The sequence below is a fragment of the Streptomyces albidicamelliae genome, assembly GCF_025642175.1.
Classification (GTDB): domain Bacteria; phylum Actinomycetota; class Actinomycetes; order Streptomycetales; family Streptomycetaceae; genus Streptomyces; species Streptomyces albidocamelliae.
Genome location: NZ_CP106795.1, coordinates 933167 through 956525, shown reverse-complemented (window position 1 = coordinate 956525; position 23359 = coordinate 933167). Strand labels below are relative to the sequence as shown.

General features: G+C 73.5%; 23 protein-coding genes and 2 pseudogenes. 18 read left to right on the top strand and 7 right to left on the bottom strand.

The features are described 5' to 3' along the window. The first annotated feature begins 129 nt into the window (after positions 1–129). The 3 genes and pseudogenes from N8I86_RS04640 (at position 130) to N8I86_RS04630 (ending at position 1280) form a co-directional block, all read left to right on the top strand. Positions 130–306 (top strand): hypothetical protein, encoded by a 177-nt coding sequence (locus tag N8I86_RS04640; protein ID WP_185091484.1) that lies wholly within the window; start codon positions 130–132, stop codon positions 304–306. A 49-nt stretch (positions 307–355) separates the two neighbouring features. Continuing rightward, positions 356–891, top strand: a pseudogene (locus N8I86_RS04635) (HXXEE domain-containing protein). 35 nt (positions 892–926) lie between these two features. Further along, complete coding sequence (locus N8I86_RS04630; RefSeq protein ID WP_263277162.1) at positions 927–1280, top strand: VOC family protein; 354 nt, start codon at positions 927–929, stop codon at positions 1278–1280. Between the two features lie 149 nt (positions 1281–1429). Here the strand turns inward: N8I86_RS04630 and N8I86_RS04625 are convergent, their stop codons facing one another. Further along, positions 1430–2464, bottom strand: coding sequence for an acyl-CoA dehydrogenase family protein (locus N8I86_RS04625; RefSeq protein ID WP_263277161.1), 1035 nt, complete (start codon positions 2462–2464; stop codon positions 1430–1432). A gap of 120 nt (positions 2465–2584) precedes the next feature. Between N8I86_RS04625 and N8I86_RS04620 the strand changes: the two genes are divergently transcribed. The 7 genes from N8I86_RS04620 to N8I86_RS04590 all read left to right on the top strand — a co-directional run bounded on the left by N8I86_RS04620 (position 2585) and on the right by N8I86_RS04590 (position 8871). After that, on the top strand, positions 2585–2935 hold the full coding sequence (locus tag N8I86_RS04620) for a YciI family protein (RefSeq protein ID WP_073895304.1): 351 nt from the start codon (positions 2585–2587) through the stop codon (positions 2933–2935). A 16-nt stretch (positions 2936–2951) separates the two neighbouring features. Further along, entirely contained in the window at positions 2952–4151 is a 1200-nt protein-coding gene (locus N8I86_RS04615) for an RNA polymerase sigma factor (RefSeq protein ID WP_263277160.1), read from the top strand. Between the two features lie 116 nt (positions 4152–4267). After that, complete coding sequence (locus N8I86_RS04610; RefSeq protein ID WP_263277159.1) at positions 4268–5590, top strand: aldehyde dehydrogenase family protein; 1323 nt, start codon at positions 4268–4270, stop codon at positions 5588–5590. A gap of 81 nt (positions 5591–5671) precedes the next feature. After that, the gene (locus N8I86_RS04605) at positions 5672–6577 is read left to right on the top strand and encodes an aldo/keto reductase (protein WP_123438921.1); all 906 of its coding nucleotides are present in this window, start codon (positions 5672–5674) and stop codon (positions 6575–6577) included. 254 nt (positions 6578–6831) lie between these two features. Further along, positions 6832–7209, top strand: coding sequence for a BlaI/MecI/CopY family transcriptional regulator (locus tag N8I86_RS04600; protein WP_263277158.1), 378 nt, complete (start codon positions 6832–6834; stop codon positions 7207–7209). Between the two features lie 161 nt (positions 7210–7370). Continuing rightward, positions 7371–7763 carry a VOC family protein gene (locus N8I86_RS04595; RefSeq protein WP_073894440.1) on the top strand — a complete coding sequence of 131 codons (393 nt, stop codon included), beginning with the start codon at positions 7371–7373 and terminating at the stop codon, positions 7761–7763. Between the two features lie 37 nt (positions 7764–7800). Continuing rightward, entirely contained in the window at positions 7801–8871 is a 1071-nt protein-coding gene (locus N8I86_RS04590; protein ID WP_263277157.1) for an adenosine deaminase, read from the top strand. Here the strand turns inward: N8I86_RS04590 and N8I86_RS04585 are convergent. Both N8I86_RS04585 and N8I86_RS04580 read right to left on the bottom strand, forming a co-directional pair. Then, positions 8853–9368, bottom strand: coding sequence for a mycothiol transferase (locus N8I86_RS04585; RefSeq protein ID WP_073895302.1), 516 nt, complete (start codon positions 9366–9368; stop codon positions 8853–8855). The two genes, N8I86_RS04590 and N8I86_RS04585, sit on opposite strands and share 19 nt — an antisense overlap. 28 nt (positions 9369–9396) lie before the next feature. After that, positions 9397–10317 (bottom strand): LysR family transcriptional regulator, encoded by a 921-nt coding sequence (locus N8I86_RS04580; RefSeq protein WP_123438925.1) that lies wholly within the window; start codon positions 10315–10317, stop codon positions 9397–9399. A 158-nt stretch (positions 10318–10475) separates the two neighbouring features. Here N8I86_RS04580 and mgrA point away from each other — a divergent pair, with 158 nt between their 5' ends. Next, positions 10476–11468, top strand: a complete 993-nt coding sequence (gene mgrA / locus N8I86_RS04575) for an L-glyceraldehyde 3-phosphate reductase (RefSeq protein WP_073894435.1) — start codon at positions 10476–10478, stop codon at positions 11466–11468. A gap of 22 nt (positions 11469–11490) precedes the next feature. Here mgrA and N8I86_RS04570 read toward each other — a convergent pair whose 3' ends face one another. Then, on the bottom strand, positions 11491–12501 hold the full coding sequence (locus tag N8I86_RS04570; RefSeq protein WP_241840993.1) for an oxidoreductase: 1011 nt from the start codon (positions 12499–12501) through the stop codon (positions 11491–11493). A gap of 73 nt (positions 12502–12574) precedes the next feature. On the opposite strand from N8I86_RS04570, the gene N8I86_RS04565 reads away from it, so the two are divergent. Then, positions 12575–13492, top strand: a complete 918-nt coding sequence (locus N8I86_RS04565; protein ID WP_073894433.1) for an AraC family transcriptional regulator — start codon at positions 12575–12577, stop codon at positions 13490–13492. Positions 13493–13660: 168 nt separating this feature from the next. Here the strand turns inward: N8I86_RS04565 and N8I86_RS04560 are convergent, their stop codons facing one another. After that, entirely contained in the window at positions 13661–14044 is a 384-nt protein-coding gene (locus N8I86_RS04560; protein WP_073894432.1) for a nuclear transport factor 2 family protein, read from the bottom strand. A 313-nt stretch (positions 14045–14357) separates the two neighbouring features. Between N8I86_RS04560 and N8I86_RS04555 the strand changes: the two genes are divergently transcribed. The 4 genes from N8I86_RS04555 (at position 14358) to N8I86_RS04540 (ending at position 18785) form a co-directional block, all read left to right on the top strand. Beyond that, positions 14358–14768 (top strand): hypothetical protein, encoded by a 411-nt coding sequence (locus N8I86_RS04555; protein WP_073894430.1) that lies wholly within the window; start codon positions 14358–14360, stop codon positions 14766–14768. Positions 14769–14848: 80 nt separating this feature from the next. Continuing rightward, positions 14849–17200 (top strand): ABC transporter ATP-binding protein/permease, encoded by a 2352-nt coding sequence (locus tag N8I86_RS04550; protein WP_073895298.1) that lies wholly within the window; start codon positions 14849–14851, stop codon positions 17198–17200. Beyond that, a complete protein-coding gene (locus N8I86_RS04545; protein ID WP_073894429.1) occupies positions 17197–17748 on the top strand; it encodes a hypothetical protein in 552 nt (183 codons plus the stop codon). The genes N8I86_RS04550 and N8I86_RS04545 overlap by 4 nt, the downstream gene beginning before the upstream one ends. Next, positions 17748–18785 carry a serine/threonine-protein kinase gene (locus N8I86_RS04540; protein WP_073894427.1) on the top strand — a complete coding sequence of 346 codons (1038 nt, stop codon included), beginning with the start codon at positions 17748–17750 and terminating at the stop codon, positions 18783–18785. Before N8I86_RS04545 ends, N8I86_RS04540 begins: the two co-directional genes overlap by 1 nt. Here the strand turns inward: N8I86_RS04540 and N8I86_RS04535 are convergent. Further along, positions 18782–20050 (bottom strand): streptophobe family protein, encoded by a 1269-nt coding sequence (locus N8I86_RS04535; RefSeq protein ID WP_263277156.1) that lies wholly within the window; start codon positions 20048–20050, stop codon positions 18782–18784. The two genes, N8I86_RS04540 and N8I86_RS04535, sit on opposite strands and share 4 nt — an antisense overlap. Positions 20051–20240: 190 nt before the next feature. On the opposite strand from N8I86_RS04535, the pseudogene N8I86_RS04530 reads away from it, so the two are divergent. Then, positions 20241–21431: pseudogene (locus N8I86_RS04530) on the top strand (DUF6777 domain-containing protein); the annotation flags it as partial. A gap of 452 nt (positions 21432–21883) precedes the next feature. Continuing rightward, on the top strand, positions 21884–22336 hold the full coding sequence (locus N8I86_RS04525) for an ATP-binding protein (RefSeq protein ID WP_073894422.1): 453 nt from the start codon (positions 21884–21886) through the stop codon (positions 22334–22336). Positions 22337–22426: 90 nt separating this feature from the next. On the opposite strand, the gene N8I86_RS04520 is transcribed toward N8I86_RS04525, so the two are convergent. Next, positions 22427–23314, bottom strand: coding sequence for an RNA polymerase sigma factor SigF (locus N8I86_RS04520; RefSeq protein WP_073894421.1), 888 nt, complete (start codon positions 23312–23314; stop codon positions 22427–22429). Between the last annotated feature and the right edge of the window lie 45 nt (positions 23315–23359).

Genomic DNA, 23359 nt, shown 5'->3' with positions numbered 1-23359 from the left:
CGGTACGGACGCACCGTTCGGGTCACGCCCGGCGGGCATGGGTGACATGTCCGCAGCGATCCGGGGCAGCGGAGATGTACAGGACGCACATTCCGTCCGACGGTGGAACGCTGGAGGTGACCGGCCGTCATGAGTGCGAAGGTGTTGGAACGGTTCCCCGCCGGGGCGCCGCGTGGATCGTGGCCGGCGGAGGAGTACGCGGCGGCCCGCCGCGCCGAGGGTGAACCCGCGACCGTGGTGATGGATCTGAGGTCCGACGCCTTCCTGGTGGTCGTCGAGGGGCCGGAGGAGGACGCCCGCCCCTGACGCGCACCCGTCCGCGACCGGGCAACGGGCCTTCGTAGACTGCGTGTTCGTGAACCGTGAACCGCGCGACGTCTCCGGAGCCGTCACCTGGGGCCTGCTGGCCGCGTGGGCCGTGCACGACCTCGAGGAGGTCGTGACGATCCCGCGCTGGGTGCGGACGCACGTACCGGAGCTCCGCGAACGGTTCCCCGGGGTGCCCGAACGGGTGTGGCGGGGGCTTACGTCGGTGGACCGGCGGGAGTTCGGCACGGCGGTCGCGGCCGTGGCCGTCGTGGTGGCGGCAGCGGCGGCCGACGGGTGGCGGACCGGGGGCCGCTCGGCGGCCTATCGGACGGCGCTCGACGGATTCGGTCTGCACGGCCTGGTCCATCTGGCCCAGGCGGCCGCCGTCCGCGGATACACGCCGGGCTCCGTGACCACGCCCCTGGTCGTCCTGCCCTTCACCCTGTGGGCCCGTGGCAGGCTCCGCCGGGCCGGAGCGCTGCCTCCCACCCGCGCGCGGGACGTCGCCCGGGGCTCGCCTTCGCGGCCACGACCGCGTTCGGCGCCCACGCGCTGGCCCGTCGCGTCCGGCACGCCCGCTGAGGACGCCGCTGCCCCGGCCCTGGCAGGATGAGGGCATGGAACGTGTGCTTGGAATCGGTGGGTACTTCCTGCGGGCCGCCGACCCGTCGGCGCTGACCGCCTGGTACCGCGACTGCCTCGGCCTGGACGCCGACGAGCACGGCCTGTGGCGGCAGGGGGACGGGCCGACGGTCTTCGCGGCCTTCGAGTCCGGGACCGACTACTTCGGGTCGCCCGCCCAGCAGACCATGCTCAACTTCCGCGTCCGCGACCTGGACGCCATGCTCGCCCAGCTGCGCGCCGAGGGGGCGGACGTCGCCGAGGAGACGCAGGAGATGGAGGGCGTCGGCCGATTCGGCTGGGTCAGCGATCCCGAGGGCAACCGGATCGAACTGTGGCAGCCGGCGTGACGCCCCGCTGCGGCTGACCTCGGCCGGCTCCGGCAACCGCCAACAGGGCAGAGCCCGCCACTCCGGCCGCATACGTCGCACGGCTCTCCGACCCCAGCGCCCCGCACGGGCACCGGGACGAGGCCTCGGCGGCACCCGGGCCTTCCCGCTCACGCCCCCGACAGAGCGGCCAGGTGGGCCGTGCGGGACTCGGTCGTCTGGCCCTGCACCAGCAGGAACAGGGCCTCCCGCGCGAGGCGTTGGGCCCGGCTCGTGAGGGCCATCGCCCGGCCGCCCCCGGCGACCACCGCCGCCGTCGTGGCCGTACCCAGCACCTGGTACGCCTCCGCGCGTACCGCCAGCCGTTCCGCGGCCCGCTCGTGCGGCGCCGGATCGTCGGCGAGGGCGTAGGCCCGGCGGCGGACGTCGGCCACGCGGGCCCGCAGCGGCCCGGCGGTCGCCTCGTCCAGCAGTGACAGGGCGGCCTCCGCGACGCCGAAGACCGCCGGAGTGGCGTTCAGCGTCCTGGCCCGGTCACCGGCCGCCCACCGCGCGTGGGGCGTCCGCAGGGCCACCGCGTCGTCCGGCAGCCACAGCCCGTCCAGCTCCAGCGACACGGTACGCGCGGCGGTGAGCGCCGCGAGCCGCATCGGCGGCGAGGCCGTCAGCCCGGGCTGGTCGCGCGCCTCGGCGAAGGCGAACAGCGCCTCGTCCGCGTCGGTCACCCCGGCGAGCAGCATGACGTCGTTCAGGCCCCACCCGGTGTACCAGGGAACCGTGCCCTCGAACCGCCAGCCCCCGTGCCGCCGGCGGACCCGCACCGGGACCCGCGGGAACGACCGCAGATGCGCGTACGCCACCCCGGACAGCAGCTCCCCGCGGGCCAGCGGCCCCAGCAGGCGTTCCCGCACCGGCAGTCCGCTCCGCGCCAGGGTCTGCACCGGCGTATGGTGCTGGGTCTGCACGAACCACGTCGAACAGCACGCCCCGGACAGGATCTCCGCGGTCTCCCGCAGCACGGCCGCCGGCGCCCCGGAGCCGCCGTACTCCACCGGCGCCACCACCCCGAGCAGCCCCGACCGTTTCACCGCCTCGACGTGACCGGCGGGCACACCCTCCTGGTCCACCCGCTCGGCCTCGGGGAGGAGCAGATCCGCCGCGAGCTCGCGGGCGCGGACGACCAGGGGATGCGCGTCGGCGTTCATGCGGAGGATTCTTCCGGACTTTTTCCGCACCGCCCGGCGCGCGGTGTCGATCCGGGGCCCGGCCGTTCGTGTAGGAGGTGACGGACAGCCCGACCCGGGCACGACGCCATGGAGGACGTCATGAAGCACTACCTGCTCAGCGTGGTCCAGCCGGCCGACGGCACGCCGCCCGCCACCGAGGAACTCGCCGGGATCATGCGCGCCGTCGAGGCCTTCAACGAGGAGCTGCGCGCCGCCGGCGCCTGGGTCTTCGCGGGCGGCCTGCACGGCCCCGAGTCCGCCACCATGCTCCGTCCGAAGGACGGCGACGTCCTCATCACCGACGGCCCCTACGCCGAGGGCAAGGAGTACCTGGGCGGACTGTGCCTGATCAAGGCGGCCGACCTGGACGAGGCCCTGGAGTGGGGCCGCAGGTGCGCCCTCGCCACCACCCTGCCCATCGAGGTGCGGCCCTTCGTGGACCAGCACTGACGCCGGGGCCGCACCGATGACCGCCCCCGACGTCGAGGCCGTCTTCCGCACGGAGTACGGGCGCGCGGTCGCCGTCCTCATCCGCTTCCTCGGCGACATCGACCTCGCCGAGGAAGCGGTGCAGGACGCCTTCGCCACCGCCCTGCGCACCTGGCCGGAGACCGGCCCGCCACCGAGCCCGGCCGGCTGGATCATCACCACCGCCCGCAACCGGGCCGTCGACCGGCTGCGCCGCGAGTCCTCCCGGGAGGCCCGGCACGCCGAGGCCGCCCGCCTGTACGCGCCCGACCCGACCCCCGAGGAGGGCCCCGTGCGCGACGAGCGGCTCCGCCTGATCTTCACCTGCTGCCACCCCGCGCTCGCCCTCCAGGCCCGCGTAGCCCTCACCCTGCGCCTGCTGGGCGGCCTGAGCACCGCGCGGATCGCCCGCGCCTTCCTGGTGCCCGAGCCCACCCTCGCCCAGCGGCTGGTCCGCGCGAAGGCCAAGATCCGGGACGCGGGCATCCCGTACCGCGTGCCCCGCGACGCCGACCTGCCCGGCCGGCTCGACGGTGTCCTCGCCGTCGTCTACCTGATCTTCAACGAGGGCCACACCGGCGATGCGGCCCTGTGCGCGGAGGCCCTGCGCCTCGGCCGTCTCCTCGCCGAGCTGATGCCCGACGAGCCCGAGGTCACCGGTCTGCTCGCGCTGATGCTGCTGAGCGAGTCCCGGCGCCCGGCCCGGCAGGCCCCCGACGGCGCCCTCGTCCCGCTGCCCGAGCAGGACCGCGCCCGGTGGGACCGGGCCCAGGTCGCCGAGGGCCAGGAGCTGGTCCGCCGCTGCCTGCGCCGGAACCGACCGGGGCCGTACCAGATCCAGGCCGCGATCCAGGCGGTGCACAGTGACGCGCCCACCGCCGCAGCCACCGACTGGCAGCAGATCCTGCGCCTGTACGACCAGCTCATGGCGGTGGCGCCGTCCCCGGTGGTCGCCCTGAACCGGGCCGTAGCCGTGGCCGAGACCGAGGGCCCCGCGCTCGCCCTGGCCCTGGTGGACGCGCTCGGCCTGGACCGCTACCACGTGCGGCACGCCGTACGGGCCGACCTGCTGCGCCGCCTGGGCCGCCGCCACGAGGCCGCCGCCGAGTACGCCGTCGCCGCCGGACTCGCCGGGAGCACGGCCGAGCGGGCCCACCTGGAGCGCCGCGGCCGCGAAACGGCCGCCCCGCCGACGTGATCCGTGTCACTGGTGATCACCGGAATGAACTTGAGGACCTGAAAGGTTGGCATATACACCTGACCTTTCGATCATGGCCGGGCCGCACCGGCCCGCGCCGCACCAGCGAGGCACCCGTGAACCTCCCCAGCACCGAGCAGCCCGCCGACGTCGTGGCCCGGCTGCGCGCCACCTTCGCCACCGGCCGCACCAGGCCCGTCGCGTGGCGCACCGCCCAGCTGCGCCGCCTGCGCGCCCTGCTCACCGAACGCGGCGCCGACCTCGCCGCCGCCCTGCGCGCCGACCTCGGCAAGAGCGCGACCGAGGCGTACCGCACCGAGATCGACTTCACGGTCCGGGAGATCGACCACACCCTGGAGCACCTGGACGCCTGGCTGCGCCCGGAGCCCGCGCCCGTCCCGGCGCACCTCGGCCCCGACGCCACGGCCTGGACCCAGACCGACCCCCTCGGCGTGGTCCTCGTCATCGCCCCCTGGAACTACCCGGCCCAGCTGCTGCTCGCCCCGATGGTCGGCGCGCTCGCCTCCGGGAACGCGGTCGTCGCCAAGCCGAGCGAGCTGGCCCCGGCCACCTCGGGCGCGCTGGCCGAGCTGATCCCGGCCTACCTCGACACCGACGCGGTCGCCGTCGTGGAGGGCGGTGTCCCGGAGACGACGGCCCTGCTCGCCGAGCGCTTCGACCACGTCTTCTACACCGGCAACGGCACCGTCGGCCGCATCGTGATGCGCGCCGCGGCCGAGCACCTCACCCCGGTCACCCTCGAACTGGGCGGAAAGTCACCGGTGTTCGTGGACCGCGGCACCGACCTCGACACGGTCGCGGACCGGCTCGCGCGGGGCAAGTTCCTGAACGCCGGGCAGACCTGTGTGGCTCCCGACTACGTCCTGACCGACCCCGGGACCGCCGCCGCCCTGGAGGCCGCCCTGGTCCGCGCCGTCGAAGCCCTCTACGGCACCGACCCGGCCGCCTCGCCCGAGTACGGGCGGATCATCAACGAGCGGCACTTCGACCGGCTGAACGGCCTGCTCGGCTCCGGCCGCGTGGCGGTCGGCGGCGTGGGCGACCGTACGGCCAAGTACCTCGCGCCCACCGTCCTCGCCGACGTCGAGCCCGACTCCCCCGTCATGCGGGAGGAGATCTTCGGCCCCATCCTGCCGATCGTCACCGTGGCCGGCCTGGACGAGGCGATCGCCTTCATCAACGACCGCGACAAGCCCCTCGCGCTCTACGTCTTCACCGAGTCCGACGACACCCGGGCCCGCATCGCCGCCGAGACCTCCTCCGGCGGACTCGGATACGGCCTGCCGCTCGCCCATCTCACCGTCTCCGACCTGCCCTTCGGCGGTGTGGGGGAGAGCGGCATGGGCAGCTACCACGGCCGCTGGTCCATCGAGACCTTCAGCCACCGCAAGGCGGTCCTGTCCAAGCCGCTGACCTGACCCGCCGCGCCCGCGCCGCCCGGGGACCGGCGGGCCGTTATGCCGGTGCCCCGGACGGGCGCCCCGTGCGACACTCCGCCGATGACTGCAGAAACGATCACCGCGGAAGCCTCCGGAACCTGGAAACTCGGCGACCTGCCCGTCCACCGCATCGGCTTCGGCGCGATGCGGCTGACGGGCAGTGCCGCCTTCCACCACGGCACCCCGAGCGACCGGGAGCGGTCGCTCGCCGTCCTGCGCAGGGCCGTGGAGCTCGGGGTGAACCACATGGACACGGCGGCCTTCTACTTCTCGTCGCTGCGTTCCGCCAACGAGCTGATCAACAGCGCCCTCTCGCCGTACCCCGACGACCTCGTCGTCGTCACCAAGGTCGGCCCTCACCGCGACCACCAGGGCGAGTGGGGTACCGCGGCGCGCCCCGACCAGCTGCGCGGACACGTCGAGGAGAACCTGCGGCAGCTCGGGCGCGACCACCTCGACGTCGTCAACTTCCGCCGGCAGCGCCAGGATTCGATCGCGGAGCACTTCGGCGCCCTCGCCGAGCTGCGGACGGCGGGTCTGATCCGGCACCTCGGCGTCTCCTCGGTGGAGCCGCGGCACCTGGCCGAGGCGCTGGAGATCGCGCCGGTGGTGTGCGTCCAGAACCGGTACGCCGTGGACCGCCCCGACCCCGTCGGCGACGAGGTGCTGCGGCTGTGCGGTGAGCACGGCATCGCCTTCGTCCCCTTCTACGCCGTGGCCGGGGACGCCGGGGAGCACGGTGCGACGGCCGCCCACGACGAGGCGGTGCTCTCCGTCGCCCGGGCGCACGGCGTCAGCGCAGCGCAGGTCCGCATCGCCTGGACGCTCCACCAGGGGCCGCACGTGCTCGCGATCCCCGGCACCGGCAACCCCGCTCACCTGGCCGAGAACGTCGCCGCCGGCGCGATCGAGCTCACCGGCGAGGAACTGGCCCTGCTCGACACGGCCCGCACGCGGACCGGCTGACGGGCCGCCGCCCAGGCCTCGGTCGTATCCGCGCACCTCTGCCCGTCGGGTGCGGCCGGGCCCGGCCCGCGGGCTCGACGGTGACCGCCACCGTCACCGCGGCCGCGCTCGGGACGGGCATCCGCCGCCGGGGTGCCCGGTCGGCCACCGGGGTGCCCGGCAGGACCGCGCCCGCCGACGGCACCGCCGGACGAGCGGCTAACTACAATCGTGTAGACGGGACCGCGGACGACGACGGGGTGAGGGACCTTCCCATGACCGAGGCCAAGGACGAACGCCGGCCGGCCGGTGAACTGGAAGCGAGCGTCATGGCCGCGCTGTGGGCCGCGGGCACGCCCCAGACGCCCGGCCAGGTCCAGCGGAGTCTCGGGGCGGAACTCGCCCGTACGACGGTGACCACGATCCTCTCCCGCCTGCACGACAAGGGTGTCGTCGACCGGCGGCGCCAGGGCCGCGGCTACGCCTACCAGCCCGTGCGGGACGCCCAGGACGCCCACGGCCTCACCGCCCGCCGCATGCACAGCGAGCTGAACCGGGACAGCGACCGCGAGACCGTCCTCGCCCGCTTCGTCGCCCAGCTCAGCCCGGACGACGAGCGCATCCTTCGGGACCTGCTCGAATCCGACGGCTGACGACCGCGCCGCTCCCGCTCGTACCGAGGTGATCCAGGGGCGCTCGGCCCTGAGTCCGACCCTCGCTCCGCCCTCGTAGCAACGCGCGTAGAACTGGGACTGGCGTCCGCGTAGTTTTACGTATAACCTCACCCGCTAACCACCCCCACCGGAAGGTTCCGATGCGACGCGTCGCCCTGGTCACCCTCGTCGTCGACGACTACGACGAGGCCATCCGCTTCTACACCGAGGCCCTCGGCTTCCGCCTGGTCGAGGACGCCCCGCGGCCCGACGGCTCCCGCTGGGTCGTGGTGGAGCCGGGCGGCGGTGAGACCGCGACCGGACTGGTCCTGGCCCGCGCCAAGGACGAGGACCAGCGCGCCCGCGTCGGCGACCAGACCGGTGGACGCGTCGGCTTCTTCCTGCACACCGACGACTTCGCCCGCGACCACGCCCGGATGACCGCCGCCGGCGTGACCTTCCTGGAGGAGCCCCGGTACGAGCCGTACGGCACCGTCGCCGTCTTCCAGGACCTGTACGGCAACCGCTGGGACCTGCTCCAGCCCGCCGCCTGATCTCTCCGTGAACCACCCGCCGAGGAAAGACCCTGCCATGACCGCGCCCCGCATCGACACCGAGACCCTCCGCCGGCTGCCCAAGGCCGTGCTCCACGACCACCTCGACGGCGGCCTGCGCCCCGCCACCGTCGTCGAGCTCGCGGCCGCGGTCGGCCACCAGCTGCCCACCACCGACCCCGACGAGCTGGCCGCCTGGTACGTCGAGGCCGCCAACTCCGGTGACCTGGTCCGCTACATCGCCACCTTCGAGCACACCCTCGCCGTCATGCAGACCCGCGAGGGCCTGCTGCGCGTCGCCGAGGAGTACGTCCTCGACCTCGCCGCCGACGGCGTCGTCTACGCCGAGGTGCGCTACGCCCCGGAGCTGAACACCAACGGCGGGCTGACGCTCGCCGAGGTCGTGGAGACCGTCCAGGAGGGACTCGCCGCGGGCATGGCCAAGGCGGCCGCCGCCGGCACCCCGGTCCGCGTGGGCACCCTGCTGTGCGGCATGCGGATGTTCGACCGCGTGCGCGAGGCCGCCGAGCTGGCCGTCGTCTACCGAGACGCCGGTGTCGTCGGCTTCGACATCGCCGGCGCCGAGGACGGGTTCCCGCCCGCCGACCACCTCGAGGCCTTCGAGCACCTGCGCCGCGAGAGCGTGCCGTTCACCATCCACGCCGGCGAGGCCCACGGCCTGCCCAGCATCCACCAGGCCCTCCAGGTCTGCGGCGCCCAGCGCCTCGGCCACGGCGTCCGCCTCACCGAGGACATCGTCGACGGCAAGCTCGGCCGCCTCGCCTCCTGGGTGCGCGACCGCCGGATCGCCCTGGAGATGTGCCCCACCTCCAACCTCCAGACCGGCTGCGCCACGTCGATCGCCGAGCACCCGATCACGGCCCTGAAGGACCTCGGCTTCCGGGTCACGCTCAACACCGACAACCGTCTGGTGAGCGGTACGACCATGACCCGGGAGATGTCCCTGCTGGTCGAGGAGGCCGGCTGGACCGTCGAGGACCTGCGGACGGTCACGGTGAACGCCCTCAAGAGCGCCTTCATCCCGTTCGACGAGCGCAACGCCCTCATCGACAACGTGGTCCTGCCGGGTTACGCCGCCGCGCTCTGAAGCAGCCCCCGCAGGTAGGCGGCCTGTCCGACGTGCTGAAGGTCGTCGGACAGGACGCTGACCAGTCGGACCCCCAGGGTGACCGGGGGGTCCCAGCGTTCGTCCACCACCCGTTCCAGATCCTTGGCGGCGAGCCCGCGCAGGGCGCCGAGGGTCTGCTCGTGCACGGCGTCGTGGTACCCGGTCAGCAGGTCCGCCGAGTCGACCCGCACCTTCGCGACCTTGGCCGGACTGTGCCCGTAGCCGGTGTCGTGCCGGGGCAGCCCCAGGTCGAGGCGTTTGTCCCAGCCCTGGGAGAGCCAGACCTGCTCCAGGCCGAAGGCGTCGGCGAGATGGTCGTCCTGCACCCGGGTGAGGTGCCAGACGAGCCAGGCGACGGAGTTGGCGTCGGGCGCCGGACGCCGGTGGAGCCCGTCCGGTCCGAGGCCGTCGAGGGCGGCATGGACTTCTTCCCGGATGCGGCCGAAGCCGTCGATGAGGATGTCCTTCGCATGCATACCGTCCACCATCGCAAATCGCGGCCGCTCACGCGTCCGGTCCCCGCAGCCCCTCCTCGGGCGCTGTCGGGCCGCCGGTCTCGAGGAGCGTGACGAGCGCGCGGGCGGCGGGGCTGGTGGACCCCTCCGGCGGCAGCAGGGCGACCGTCTCGTACTCCGTCTCGCCCGTGCCCTTGACCGGCAGCGCCGCCAGCGAGGGCCGCTTGTGCCGGAAGTGCCGGGGTACGACCGCGATCCCGAGGTTCTCGTCCACCAGGTCGAGCAGGCTGTGCACGTCGTTGACCTCCAGCGCCACCGTGCGCCGGACACCGGCCGCGGCGAACGCGGCGTCGGTGGTGCGGCGCGGCCCCCAGTCCGGGTGGAAGTCGACGAAGACCTCGCCCAGCAGGTCCTGCGGGGCGAGGACGGCCGCGGCCGAGGCGAGACGATGGCTCGGGTGGCACAGCACGGTCATCGGCTCGGCGGTCAGCGACACCGACCGCAACTGGTCGCTGTCCGCCTGGGTGCGGTAGGCGAAGGCCAGGTCGAGCCGGCCGGCCGCGACCTCCTCCGCCAGCGCGCCCGAACCCGCCTGGCGCAGCCGGATCTCGACGTCCGGGTGGCGCCCGCGGAACGCGGCCAGCAGCCGGGCCACGTGCACCCCCGCGATGCACTGCTCGGTACCCAGGGCCAGCGTGCCGCGCAGGACGCCCTGGACCGCGGCCACCGCCTCGTGCGCCGACCGCACCTGTGCGAGGATCCGCTCGGCCTCTCCCAGCAGCGCGCGCCCCGCCTCGGTGAGCGTCACCCGACGGGTGGTCCGCACGAACAGCGGCGCCCGCAACTCCCGCTCCAGCGCCCGGATGGACGCCGACAGACCCGACTGGGACACCATCAGGCGCTCGGCGGCCCGGGTGAAGTGCTGGTCCTCGGCGACGGCGACGAAGTGCTGGAGATGGCGCAGTTCCATGATTGAGAAGCCTAACCGCACAATCGCATCGGATTCTTCTGTTGGACCGCTGCCCGTCGGCCGGGGAAGAGTGGAAGCGTTCCCGGGCGGCCGCCGCCCGACCGGACCGGACGCCGCCGGGAGCCGGTAAGACCGTGTGCCAACCCTCAGGAGTCGCGTTGTACACCGCACACCCCGACCGATACGCCGACATGCCCTACCGGCGCACCGGGCGCAGCGGACTGAAGCTCCCCGCGCTGTCGCTCGGCCTGTGGCACAACTTCGGGCCAGACCGGCCCGCCGAGACCCAGCGCGCCATCCTGCGCCGCGCCTTCGACCTGGGCGTCACGCACTTCGACCTCGCCAACAACTACGGCCCGCCGCCCGGCGCCGCCGAGTCCGCGCTGGGCGACGCCCTGCGGGCCGACCTCGCGCCGTACCGCGACGAGCTGGTCATCTCCACCAAGGCCGGCTATCTGATGTGGCCCGGCCCGTACGGCGAGTGGGGCTCGCGCAAGTACCTGCTGTCCTCCCTCGACCAGAGCCTCGCCCGGATGGGCCTGGAGTACGTCGACGTCTTCTACTCGCACCGCCCCGACCCGGACACTCCGCTGGAGGAGACGATGGGCGCGCTGCACTCGGCCGTGCAGCAGGGCAAGGCGCTCTACGTGGGCGTGTCCAACTACTCCGCCGAGCAGACCCGTGAGGCCGCCCGCATCCTCGCCGACCTCGGCACCCCGCTCCTCATCCACCAGCCGCGCTACTCGATGCTGGACCGGCGTCCCGAGGACGAGGGCCTGCTCGACGCCCTCGACGAACTCCAGGTGGGCTCCATCGTCTACTCCCCGCTGGAGCAGGGCCTGCTCACCGGCCGCTACCTCGACGGCATCCCGGAGGACTCCCGGGCGGCGAGCGACAGTCCCTTCCTGAACTCGGACGCGGTCACCGAGGACCTCGTGGGCAGGCTGCGGGCCCTCGACGAGGTCGCCAAGTCCCGCGGCCAGACCCTGGCCCAGCTGGCCCTGGCCTGGGTGCTGCGGGGCGGCCGGGTCACCTCCGCCCTCGTCGGCGCGAGCAGCCCCCGGCAGCTGGAGGACAGCGTCGGCGCCATCCGCGCCCTCGACTTCGACGCCGAGGAACTGGCGCGCATCGACGCCATCGTGAAGGGCTGAACGGCTCGGGCGGAGGGCGCGGTCAGGCGGTGAGCTCCTCGCTCACCGCCCACAGCCGCGCCGCCGCCTCGGGGTCGACGGCGTAGGGCAGCACGCCGGGCAGCTCGGCCGTGGCGTACCAGTCGGCCTGCGTCTCCGGGGCGACCAGCGGGCTGATGTCGCAGTTCTCGCAGTAGACGCCGCCGAGTCCGTCCAGCCGCGGGCTGGTGGCGCACCACACGCCGGTGGCCGCTCCCTGCTGGACGGTCTTGAGCTGCCGGGCGGGGTCGATGACGACGCGGCCCTCGTCGTCGACGGCGCCGGCCGCGCGCAGGGCCTCGGCGGAGACGTGCTTGGCGAGACCGGTGTCGACGATGGTGCCGGGATGCACGGCGAAGGCCCGCACGCCGTGCGCCCGGCCCCGTCGGTCCAGCTCCACGGCGAACAGCGCGTTGGCGGTCTTCGACTGGCCGTAGGCGAGGAACGGTTCGTAGGGCCGCCGCTCGAAGTGCAGGTCGTCGAAGACGACGGGGGAGAAGCGGATGCCCCGGGAGGACACCGCCACCACCCGTGCCCCGTGCGCCGCCACCAGGGCGGGCCACAGCCGGGCGGTCAGCCGGAAGTGCCCGAGGTGGTTCGTCGCGAACTGCGCCTCGTGGCCGCGCGCGTCGCGGGTCAGCGGGGTCGCCATGATCCCGGCGCTGTTCACCAGGATGTGCAGCGGCCGGCCGGAGGCCAGGAACCTCGCGGCGAAGGCGTCGACGGACACCGGATCGATCAGGTCCATCCGCTCCACCTCGACACCGTCGAGCCCCTTCAGCGCGGCCCGGGCCCGCTCCGGGTCCCTGGCCGGTACGACGACCCGGGCGCCCGCGGCCCGCAGGACGCGGCTGGTCTCCAGACCGATGCCCGAGTAGCCGCCGGTGACGACGGCGACCCTGCCGGTCAGGTCGACGCCCTCGACGACGTCCCGCGCCGTGGACGCGGCGCCGAAGCCGGAGGGGAGGGGCTGCTGTGCGGTGGTCATGACGGGTGTCTCCTCGTGCCGGGTCATGACTCCACCGTAGGCAGCGGTCGTCGTACGATGAATGCTTGAGAGTGCGCCTTACTTGCGCGATAGTTCGACCATGTCCGTCGATCCCCTCTCCGACGCCCTCGCCGTGGCCGACGCCCGCGGGGTGTTCTCCGGCGGTTTCACGGCCGGTGGCCGCTGGGCCATCCGGCTGCGGGGGCGCGACAAGCTCAAGGTCAACGTCCTCGCGCGCGGCTCCTGCCTGCTCGTCGCCGAGGGGGGAGCCCGGCCGGTGACGCTGACCGAGGGCGACGTCGTCGTCTCCGACGGCCGGCGTCCCTACGTGCTGTGCAGTGATCCGGCGCTCACCCCGACGGACCCGGCCGAGGTCGCCGTGGACCCGGACACCGGCGTCGGCGCGCTCGGCGGGGGAGAGGAGGTGCTGTGCCTCTCCGGGCACATCGACCTCAGCCGGGACGGCGGCGACCTCCTGCGGCGGGCCCTGCCGGACCTGATCCACGTGCGGTCCGGCGCCACCGAGGCACCCGTGCTGCGCTGGCTCACCGGGCAGCTGATGACGGAGATGAGGGGCGGCCGGGCCGGTTCCGCCTTCAGCTGCGACCATCTGGCCCAGCTGATGTTCGTCCAGGTGCTGCGCGCCTGCCTGAACGAGTCCGCGGGGCTGCCGCCCGGCTGGCTGCGGGCCCTAGCGGACGAGCGCCTGGCCCCGGCCCTGCGCCTGATGCACGCCGACCCGGCCCGGCCGTGGCAGCTGCGGGAACTGGCGGAGGCCGCCGCGATGTCCCGGACCACCTTCGCCGTCCGGTTCCGCGCGGCCGCCGGAGTGCCACCGCTCACCTACCTGCAGAACTGGCGCATGAGCCTGGCCGCCCGCGCGCTCCGCGAGGACTCCACCCCGGTGGCGGAACTGGCCCGCTCGGTCGGCTACGGCTCCGAGAGCGCCTTCAGCAACGCCTTCAAACGCACGGTCGGCGTCGCGCCCCGCCGGTACCGGGACACGGTCCGGGGCTGAGGGCCGCCCGCGTCGGCACAGGGCCACCGAGCCGCCCGGCACGCTCCGGTGCCGACATGTCGCCACATCGTCAAGTCGCCAGGTCCTTCCCTCCGCGCGTGGCTGCCCCGGTCCGTCCCACGGGGCCGGCCGCCGCACGCGGCCGAACCCTTCCGCGGACAGGCGGTGTCAGGCGCCCGCCGGCACCCGGTCGAGGAAGCCGAGCACCTGCCGGATGCGGCCCTCCTCGTCCAGCGTCACCACGTCGAACCCGGCCACCGGTGCCGAGCCGTCGGCCTCGTCGACCAGCTCCCAGCCGAAGCGCGCGGTGTCGTGGTGCCCGTCCACCGCACCCAGCGGACGGAACACGAAGCCCGGGAACTGCTCGTGGACCGCGGCGATCACGGCGGCGATCCCCGCGTGCCCGCGGACCTCGGCGAGCGGGTCGGTGTACCCGCCGTCCGCAGTCCAGGCGGCGGCTACCGCCTTCTCGACCGCCGCCGGCTCGGTGGCGTTCCAGGCCTCGAAGTAGCGGGCGGCGGCACTCTCGTAACGGTTCGTGTGCGCGGACATGGTGATGCACCCTCCATCGAGGTCGTCATTCCTGCTCGGGCCCCGGATCCAGGTCCCGCCGATCCGGTGGGACCACCATGCCCGGCGCGCCACGGGCGGGTCGATTACCTCGGGCGTCATGCCCGCACTCCGAACGGCCGGTGTATTTCCGGCCAGAACGGACGGTGAATATGCCAACAGACTGGCCGGAAAGTCGTGGTGACTCTGTTTCGGCAGTGGCGATACTCGAACGTCAGGGGCACTTCACCGCACAGGGGCCGCGCGGAAAGCGAGGACCGGCCGGCCACCAGGCGAGGCGACGGGGGAGTGAGACGTGCACGACGAATTCCTGTGCCATGTCACGGCATACGGCATGTGCGACGGCCGGCGCATCGGCGTACCGCTCGGCACCTACCGCGCGCCCACCCTGGCTCTGGCGCTGTGGTGGCTGCGGGACCGGGCCTCGTGGATCGCCGAGCGGCTCGATCCGAGTCCCGGGGACGACACCTACCCGGCGGGCGCGCTCGTGCCGGTGGCGGACACGGTGGCGGACGTGCCGGCCCTGCTGCGGGCCTGGTGCGCCGACGACGCCCGGCAGGAGCTGGTCGCCGACGAGCTCGCGGGCGGGCGCCTGGTGCGGATCGCCGCCCACGACGACACCACCGAGTACGAACTGCTCGCCGAGTCCGTCGACGCCCTGCGCATGCAGCGCACCCTCCCGGCCCTCGTCATGCCCGTCGCCTGACACGTGTCGCCGGGCTGGCCGCCCTCCCGCGGGTCCGGGTGAACAGGCCCGAAAGCGGACTGATCGGTAGAATCGTGACCATGGCGGAGCGGCCGGTCGCCCCGACGGCACCCGAACTCGTCCTGGAGACCGACACGGGCTGCACGGTGATGAGCCCGGGTCACGACTACCACGTCGGACGTGACCCGCTGAGCGACATCGTGCTCGACGACGCCCGGGTCTCCTGGCACCACGCGGTACTGCGCTGCGCCCACGACCGGTGGACCCTGGCGGACGAGGCGAGCACCAACGGCACCTACGCCGACGGCCGCAGGATCGAGCACTGGGACGTACGGCCCGGCAGCGAGATCCGCTTCGGCAACCCCACCGACGGACCGCGCGCCGTCCTCACCGGCGCCCCCGAACCCGCCCCGGACCGGCCCTCCGCCGTGTCGATGCCCGAACTCACCGGCACCTTCCGCCGGCCCGCCACCGTCCGCCCCCTGCCCGAACGCACCATCCGCATCGGCCGGGCCCCCGACAACGACCTCGTCGTGGACGACCTGACCGTCTCCCGCCGGCACGCCGAACTGCGCGCGCACACCGACGGCACCTACGACATCGTCGACCTCGGCAGCCACAACGGCACGTACCTCAACGGCCGGGCCACCACCGAGGCCCCGGTCGGCCCCGGCGACACCATCGGCGTCGGGCACTCCGTGTTCTGCCTGGTCGGCGACGAACTCCAGGAGTACGTCGACACCGGCGAGGTCTCCCTCGACGTCCAGGACCTCACCGTCGCCGTCGACGACGGCGACACCGTCCTGCTGGACCACGTGTCCTTCCCGGTCGGGGAGAAGTGCCTGCTCGCGGTCGTCGGCCCGAGCGGCGCCGGCAAGTCCACCCTGCTGAACGCCCTGACCGGGCAGCGCCCCGCCGACCGCGGCACCGTCCTGTACGACGGCCGCGACCTCTACCGCGACTACGCCGAACTGCGCGGACGCATCGGCCTGGTCCCGCAGGACGACATCCTGCACCCCCAGCTCACCGTCCGCGCCGCCCTGTCGTACGCCGCCGAACTGCGCTTCCCGGAGGACACCGCGAAGACCGAACGGCTCGCCCGGGTCGACGAGGTGATCCGTGAACTCGGCCTCGAACGGCGCGCGGAGCAACCCGTGCACACCCTCTCCGGCGGCCAGCGCAAACGCGTCAGCGTCGCCCTCGAACTGCTCACCAAGCCCTCCCTGCTCTTCCTGGACGAGCCCACCTCCGGTCTCGACCCGGGCATGGACCGCTCGGTGATGAACATGCTCCGCGGCCTCGCCGACGACGGCCGCACGGTCATCGTGGTCACGCACAGCGTGCTGAGCCTGGGTGTCTGCGACCGCCTCCTGGTGCTGGCCCCCGGCGGCAAGGTCGCCTACTACGGGCCGCCCGGCGACGCCCTCGCCTTCTTCGGCTTCGAGCAGTGGCCCGAGGCCTTCGAGGCGTTCGACCGCGACCCGGAACGCGACTGGGCCCGGGAGTATCGCGAGTCGCCGTTCCACCGGCACTACGTCACCGACGCCACCACCCAGCCCCACCACCCCGGACCGGCTGCCGTCGCGCCGGCGCCACCGCCCCGCCCCCGCGGCGCCGCGGCGCAGTTCGGCACCCTGGTCCGCCGGTACACGGCCGTCCTCGCCGCCGACCGCACCTTCCTCCTGATCATGATCGCCCTGCCGTTCGTCATGGGCGCCATGGCCCGGGCCCTGGCGGGCGGCGCGCTCGTGCGGGACACGGCGATGAACACGCTGCTCATCCTGTGCGTCGGGGCGGTACTGACCGGAGCCGCCAACGCGGTACGCGAACTGGTCAAGGAACGCGCCGTGTACCGCCGCGAACGCGCCGTCGGGCTGCCCAGATCCGCCTACCTGATGTCCAAGGTCGCGGTGCTCGGCACGATCACGGTCGCGCAGGCCGTCGTCCTCACCCTGGTCGCGCTGCTCGGCGTCGACCTCGGCGCCCCCGGCGGCAGGGGCGTCCTGCTGCCCCCGCTCGCCGAGATCACCCTCGCCGTCGCCCTCCTCGCGTTCACGGCGATGATGCTCGGCCTGCTGGTCTCCGCACTGGTGCGCAAGGAGGAGGTGACGATGCCGCTGCTGGTGCTGCTCGCGATCGTCCAGGTCGTCTTCTGCGGTGCCCTGCTCCCCCTGGACGGCATGCCCGGCCTGGAACAGCTCTCCTGGCTCGTGCCGTCCCGCTGGGCGCTCGGCGCCATGGCGGGCACCGTCGGGCTCTCCCGGAAGGTGCCCGGCGACCTGACGGCCGACCCCCTGTTCCGGCACTCGACGGGCGTCTGGCTGCTCGACCTGGGCATGCTGTTGGTGCTGTCCGCCCTCTACGGGTTCGCGGTCGCCCGGCTGCTGCGCCGGCACGAACCGGCCGTGATGCGGAAGCGGGCGGCCCGATGACCAAAGCGCCCGGCCCCGGATTCCGGCCCACGCACGTCGTCCCGGCACACGGACTGCCCGCCTGGGAGGCTCCCGACCCGGCCCGGCCCACCGTGCCGCTGGACCCCCTGCTGCCCGTCCAGCTCGTGGAACGGCGCGGCGACTGGGGGCACATCCTGTGCGCCAACGGCTGGGGCGCCTGGGTCGACGGCCGCCTCCTGGTCACCGTCCCCGAGGACCCGCCGGCCGGCGACGGCCCGGTCGGCAGCGCCGATCCGCGGCCCCTGCTGGCCCGGGTCGAACAGGCCCTCGCCGACTACCGGTCCGCGGTCGAGCAACTGGCCGCCGGCGGCCTGGACGGTGAGGACTTCCACGACCGCACCGCGGGCCTGCGGATCGGGATCGTCGTCGACGGCGAGTCCATGTGGATCTACGACGCGCGGGAGGAGCGGTGGATGTACGGCGACGGTCGCCGGCTGAACGCCTACGCCACCGACCGGGAGATCACCGACACGGAGGCCGCCGGGCACGCCTCGACCCGGTTCGCCGCACCCGAGGGTGAGCGCTGATGGCCGGGGAGACCAGCCTGTTCCGCGGGCGCCCCTCCGAGCTGATCGGCCGCCGGGTGGCCGGCTACCTCATCGAGAGCGAGGTCGGCCGCGGCGGCATGGCCGTCGTCTACCGCGCCCGCGACCTGCGCCTGGACCGCACGGTGGCGCTCAAGCTGCTCGCGCCGGAACTCGCCCGCAACGACACCTTCCGCAGACGCTTCACCCATGAGTCCCAGGTCGCCGCCGCGATCGACCATCCGCACATCGTGCCGGTGTTCGAGGCCGGCGAGACGGACGGCGTGCTCTACATCGCCATGCGCTACGTCCCCGGCAGCGACCTGCGCCACCTGCTCGACCTGCGCGGTCCGCTGCCGCTCGCGGACACCGTGCGGATCAGCGCCCAGGTCGCCTCCGCCCTCGACGCCGCCCATGAACACGGTCTGGTGCACCGGGACGTCAAACCCGGCAACATCCTGATCGCCGCGGGCACCGACAGCGACCACCCCGAGCACGTGTACCTCACCGACTTCGGGCTCACCAAGAAGTCGCTGTCCCTGACCGGCTTCACCAGCGTCGGCCAGTTCGTCGGCACCCTCGACTACGTGGCGCCCGAGCAGATCTCCGGCCGCCCGGTCGACGGCCGCTGCGACGTCTACGGGCTTGCCTGTGTCGTCCACGAGGTCCTCACCGGGCGCCCGCCCTTCCAGCGCGAGGACGACATGGCGCTGCTCTGGGCCCACCAGTACGACGATCCACCCCCGCCGAGCGGTGCCCGGCCGGGCCTGCCCTCGGCCGTCGACACCGTCTTCGCCCGCGCCCTCGCCAAGAGCCCCGACGCCCGGTACGACACCTGCCTCGACTTCGTCGCCGCCCTGCGCGCGACCGGAACGCCCGCACCGGTGGCCGCCCCGCCCGCGTCCCCCGTGCCGCAGGCGACCGTCAAGCCGACGCCCGTGCCCACACCCGCGTCCCCGCCCGCGGCGAGCGGACCGGACCGCCCGGCGCCGACCGTGCCCGCGCCCCCGCGCTGGGCCGACCCCGTGTTCCGGGCCTAGGGCCCGCCCGTTCCGCGCCCGCGGCGCACCGCGTGGGCCGCCAGCGCCCCCAGGAAGCCGGTCACCAGCCCCCACAGCGCGCCCAGAGCCACCGCCTGCCACAGCCGGGGCCGCAGGAACAGTTCCCCGGACAGCCCGCCGCCCAGGTCGCCGATGCCGAGCAGGGACAGCGCGTAGTGCGCCGAGATCCGCCCGGTCAGACAGATCATCAGCACCGTCAGGGCCAGCGCGACGGCCAGTCGCACGGCGTGCTGCCACAGACGGACCCGGGCCGGTGCGCACACCGCCGTCCGGAACGCGACGGCGAGCAGCAGCAGCGCGTCCACGACGACCAGCCACGCGTACCGGCCGTCGTAGTCGGTGAGGGAGCTCAGGTTCAGTTCCGAGACGTCAGGGGTGCGCAGGACGGCGTCCAGGACATGCGGCAGCGGCAGCCCGAACGGGCCGTCGACGCGGCCGTCCCAGGTGGCCCCGAGGCCGAGACTGAAGCCCAGCCAGGCCACATTGGGCAGGCCCAGCAGGATCAGCGCGAAGGTGGTGGCCGCGTGTCCCCGTGTGGCCGCGACGACCAGTGCCGTGACGAGTCCGACGGCGACGCAGGCGAGGAGCAGGACGACCATCGCGTGCGCCGCCGGTCGCACCGTCTCCTGGAAGCGCAGCAGCCGCCCCGGCAGCGGCGCTCCGCGTGCGACCGCCAGCGCCAGTACGAGCACCCCGGCGAGCCAGAGCAGCCCGAACAGCACGGTCAGCGGGACGTTCGCGGCGAAGCCCACCTTCGGTGCCGCGCCGAACAGTCCCGCGAGATCGCTGAGCGTGCCGCTGCCCATGTCGACGGCGAAGGTCTGCCGGGCGCCGAGGGCCAGACCGACCAGGGCGAGCAGCCACAGCACCGCGATCCTTGCGGCCCAGCCGGCCAGTTCCCGCACGGAGGCGACCGCCCGGTGCCGCAGCGGGCGCAGGAAGCCCCAGCCGAGCAGCAGCGCGCCGGCGAGCGTCACCGACAGCGGCATCACGGTGACCCCGGCCCGTGACTCGGCCAGCGCGCCCGCGTCGCCCGCCAGTTCGATGCTGCCGCCGACCGCCGTCACCAAGGTGGCCGCGACCACCCTCGGGAACGCGCCGTCCGGCAGATCGGCGGCCCCGGCCGCCCACAGCCCGAGCGCCGCCGAGAGCGTCATGACCGCGAGGGCGACCAGTACGGTGCGCACGGCCTGGACCCAGCCGTGACGGGCGACCGGGCGCTCGGAGACGGTGGGAGAGCTCACGCCTGACACGCTAGGCAGCTTCCGGGGACCGCGCCCGCCGGGAGGGCCGGCCGTCCGCGTCGGCTTGCGAGCGTCACCCGACTGCGACACACAATGGGATCAACGTGCACCCGGATGCAGCAGACAGAGTGTGACCGAGAAAAGCCGCACGAGCCGCGCAGCGCGACGACCGCGACGGGAAGAAGGCCTCGTGAGCGTCGACCCTCCGTCCTCCGGCCCCCCCACCGGACCGCCCTCGGGGCCCCTGTCGGGATCCAACCGACCGCCCGCCGGACCGCCTCCCTCGCAGCCGCCCGGCGGGGGCACCGGCCCCCGGAAGGAACCGCACGGACCGTGGTGGAGGTCCGTGCCCCGCGTGGTCGCCGCCACCGCGGCGGTGATCGTCGCCGTCGTCCTGGCGGTCGTCTTCACCCGTGGCGGCGGTGGTTCCTCCGCCAAGGGCGGCGAGGTCTTCCTGCAGTCCGCCGGCAGCACGGGGCAGGACCCGTACACGCCGTCGACCGCCAGGCAGAACTCCGCCGCCCCGGAACCGGCCGTCTCCGCCATGCCCACCACGGGAGCCGCCAACGAGGTGCGCGGAGTCGAGGGCGGGGCGCCCGGCCTGTACACCGGCACCAAGAACGTCCCCGCCTGCGACGTGGAGAAGCAGATCGCCTACCTGCGGGCGGACCCGGCCAAGAACCGGTCCTTCGCCTCCGCCTCCGGTGTCCAGCCGTCCGGCGTGCCGGCCTATCTGCGCTCGCTGACCCCCGTCCAGCTGCGTGTCGACACCCGCGTCACCGACCACGGCTACCGTCCCGGATCCGGGACCGCCTACCAGGCCGTGCTCCAGGCGGGCACCGCCGTCCTGGTCGACGGACACGGCGTGCCCCGGGTGCGCTGCGCGAGCGGCAACCCGCTGACCCCTCCGGTCGCCCAGCGGGCCACACCGAAGATCGTGGGGCAGCGCTGGTCGGCGTACAGCCCCGCGCGCGTGGTCGTGGTGACGCCCGCGGCGAGGCCCGTCAAGGTCTTCGTGCTCTTCGACACCCGCCACGACGACTGGATCCACCGGCAGCGCGGCGACCACGAGTGCCGGCACGACCGCCACGCCCAGCCGCCGGTGCTGAAGAACCCCTGGAACGCGCCGAGGCCGAGCGGCTCCCCGACCTCGCCGCCGAACTCCTCCACGTCCCCGTCGTCCCCATCGTCCCCGTCATCCGCCTCACCGTCCGAGTCGAAGCCGTCGGGGTCCAAGCCGTCGGGGTCCAAGCCGTCCGAGTCCAAGCCCTCGGAGTCGAAGTCCTCCGAGTCGAAGTCGCCGGAGTCGGGATCCAAGACGCCGGAGTCCAAGACGCCCGAGTCGAAGACGCCGGAGTCCAAGACGCCCGAGTCCAAGACGCCCGAGTCCAAGACGCCAGAGTCGAAGACCCCCGAGTCCAAGACCCCCGAGTCGAAGACGCCGGAGTCCAAGACGCCGGAGTCGAAGACCCCCGAGTCCAAGACGCCGGAGTCCAAGACGCCAGAGTCCAAGACGCCGGAGTCGAAGACCCCCGAGTCCAAGACGCCTACCTCTCAGCAGCAGTCCGCGACCGAGCCGGTCGCCCCGACCCCCGGCTCCGTGCCGGCCGAGACGTCCACGTTCACCTCCCGGTCCGGTAGCGTCACGCCGCCGGAGTCGCCACGGACCGTGTCGCCTACGGTATGAGCGGCGGATCCACACGCCCGGCCGTCGCCGTGAGCATCGCCACTGTGCGCGCTTGGCGAACGTGGGACTGCCGGGCCGGACTCGGGGTAAGGGGACTGGTGCAACAGCGAGCGGCCGGCCGGAGCGGGCCTACCGAGAGAGACAGCATGACCGAACACCTGGGCGGGGCAGTGATACCGACTGGTTTCGACGTACCCGTGGAGCCGCTGCGACGCGCGGCGCACTACACCGGCGAGCCCGGATGCATCGCGGAGGCGCGCGCGTTCGCCGCCCAGTTCCTGGCGCAGCTGCGCACGGAATGGTGCGCGGCCACCGACAGCCGTGCCGACGGTGAGCTGCTTCTCATGGTGAGCGAGCTGGTGACCAACGCCGACCGGCACAGCGAGGGCCCGTACATCCTGGAGCTGGAGGGCACCGACAGCACGGTCACGGTGTCCGTCTACGACAGCAGCGGCACCCTGCCCCGGCGCTACCCGAAGGACCCGCAGCGCGTCGGACGGCACGGTCTGGAGATCGTGCACGCCCTCGCCTCGGCGGTCACGGTGGAGCGGGTGCCCGTGGGCAAGTGCGTGCGCGCCCGCTTCGAGCTGAAACGCTGACCGCCCAGAGCTGAAGGCCGACCGGCCGGCCACGGCCGGCAGGGAAGCGCACGAAGGGGCGGACCGGACGGTCCGCCCCTTACCCGTGTCTCAGGCGCAGCCGAGTTCGCCGAGCATCCCCTCGCGCAGCCGGGTGATGATCCGCTTGATCAGCCGGGAGACGTGCATCTGGGAACAGCCGAGCCGTTCCCCGATCTCCGCCTGCGTGGCCTCCTCGACGAAGCGCATGTGGATGATCTGCCGGTCGCGGTCGCTCAGCTCCGCCATCAGCGGCGCGAGCGCGTGGAAGTCCTCGACGAGCCGCAGGCCCTCCTCCTCGACGCCGATGAAGTCGGCGAGGACGGACTCGCCGTGCTCGGGCCCGTCACCGGTGAGCGCGGCGTCCAGGGAGGACGAGTTGTAGCCGTTGGAGGCGAGCTGGGCCTCTACCACCTCACCCTCGGAGAGGTTCATGAGCGTGGCGAGTTCGGCGACCGTGGGGTCGCGGTCCAGCCGACTGGACAGCTCCTCGCGCGCCTTGGCGAGTTCCACCCGCAGTTCCTGGAGCCGGCGCGGTACGTGCACCGCCCAGGTGGTGTCCCGGAAGAACCGCTTGATCTCGCCGACGATGTACGGCAGCGCGAACGACGTGAACTCGACCTCGCGCGCCAGCTCGAACCGGTCGATCGCCTTGATCAGGCCGATCATGCCGGTCTGGACGATGTCCTCCATGTCGTCGCCGCGGTTGCGGAACCGGCCCGCGGCGAACCGCACGAGCGACATGTTCATCTCGATGAGCGTGTTGCGCGCGTACTGGTACTCGTGCGTCCCCTCGTCCAGTTCGGCCAGCCGGCGGAAGAACTGGCGGGACAGCTCACGCGCGTCACGCGGAGCGACGGTCTTGGGGTCCGCGATCCCAGGCAGTGATCCCTCGCCCGTCCTGTGCTGCTCGGTCTTCTCGGCGACCTCTGCTTGCGACCGGATCCCGGCGGTTTTCATTGCCTCTCCCACGAAAGTCACGGTTCGACGACTACTGCACCTGCG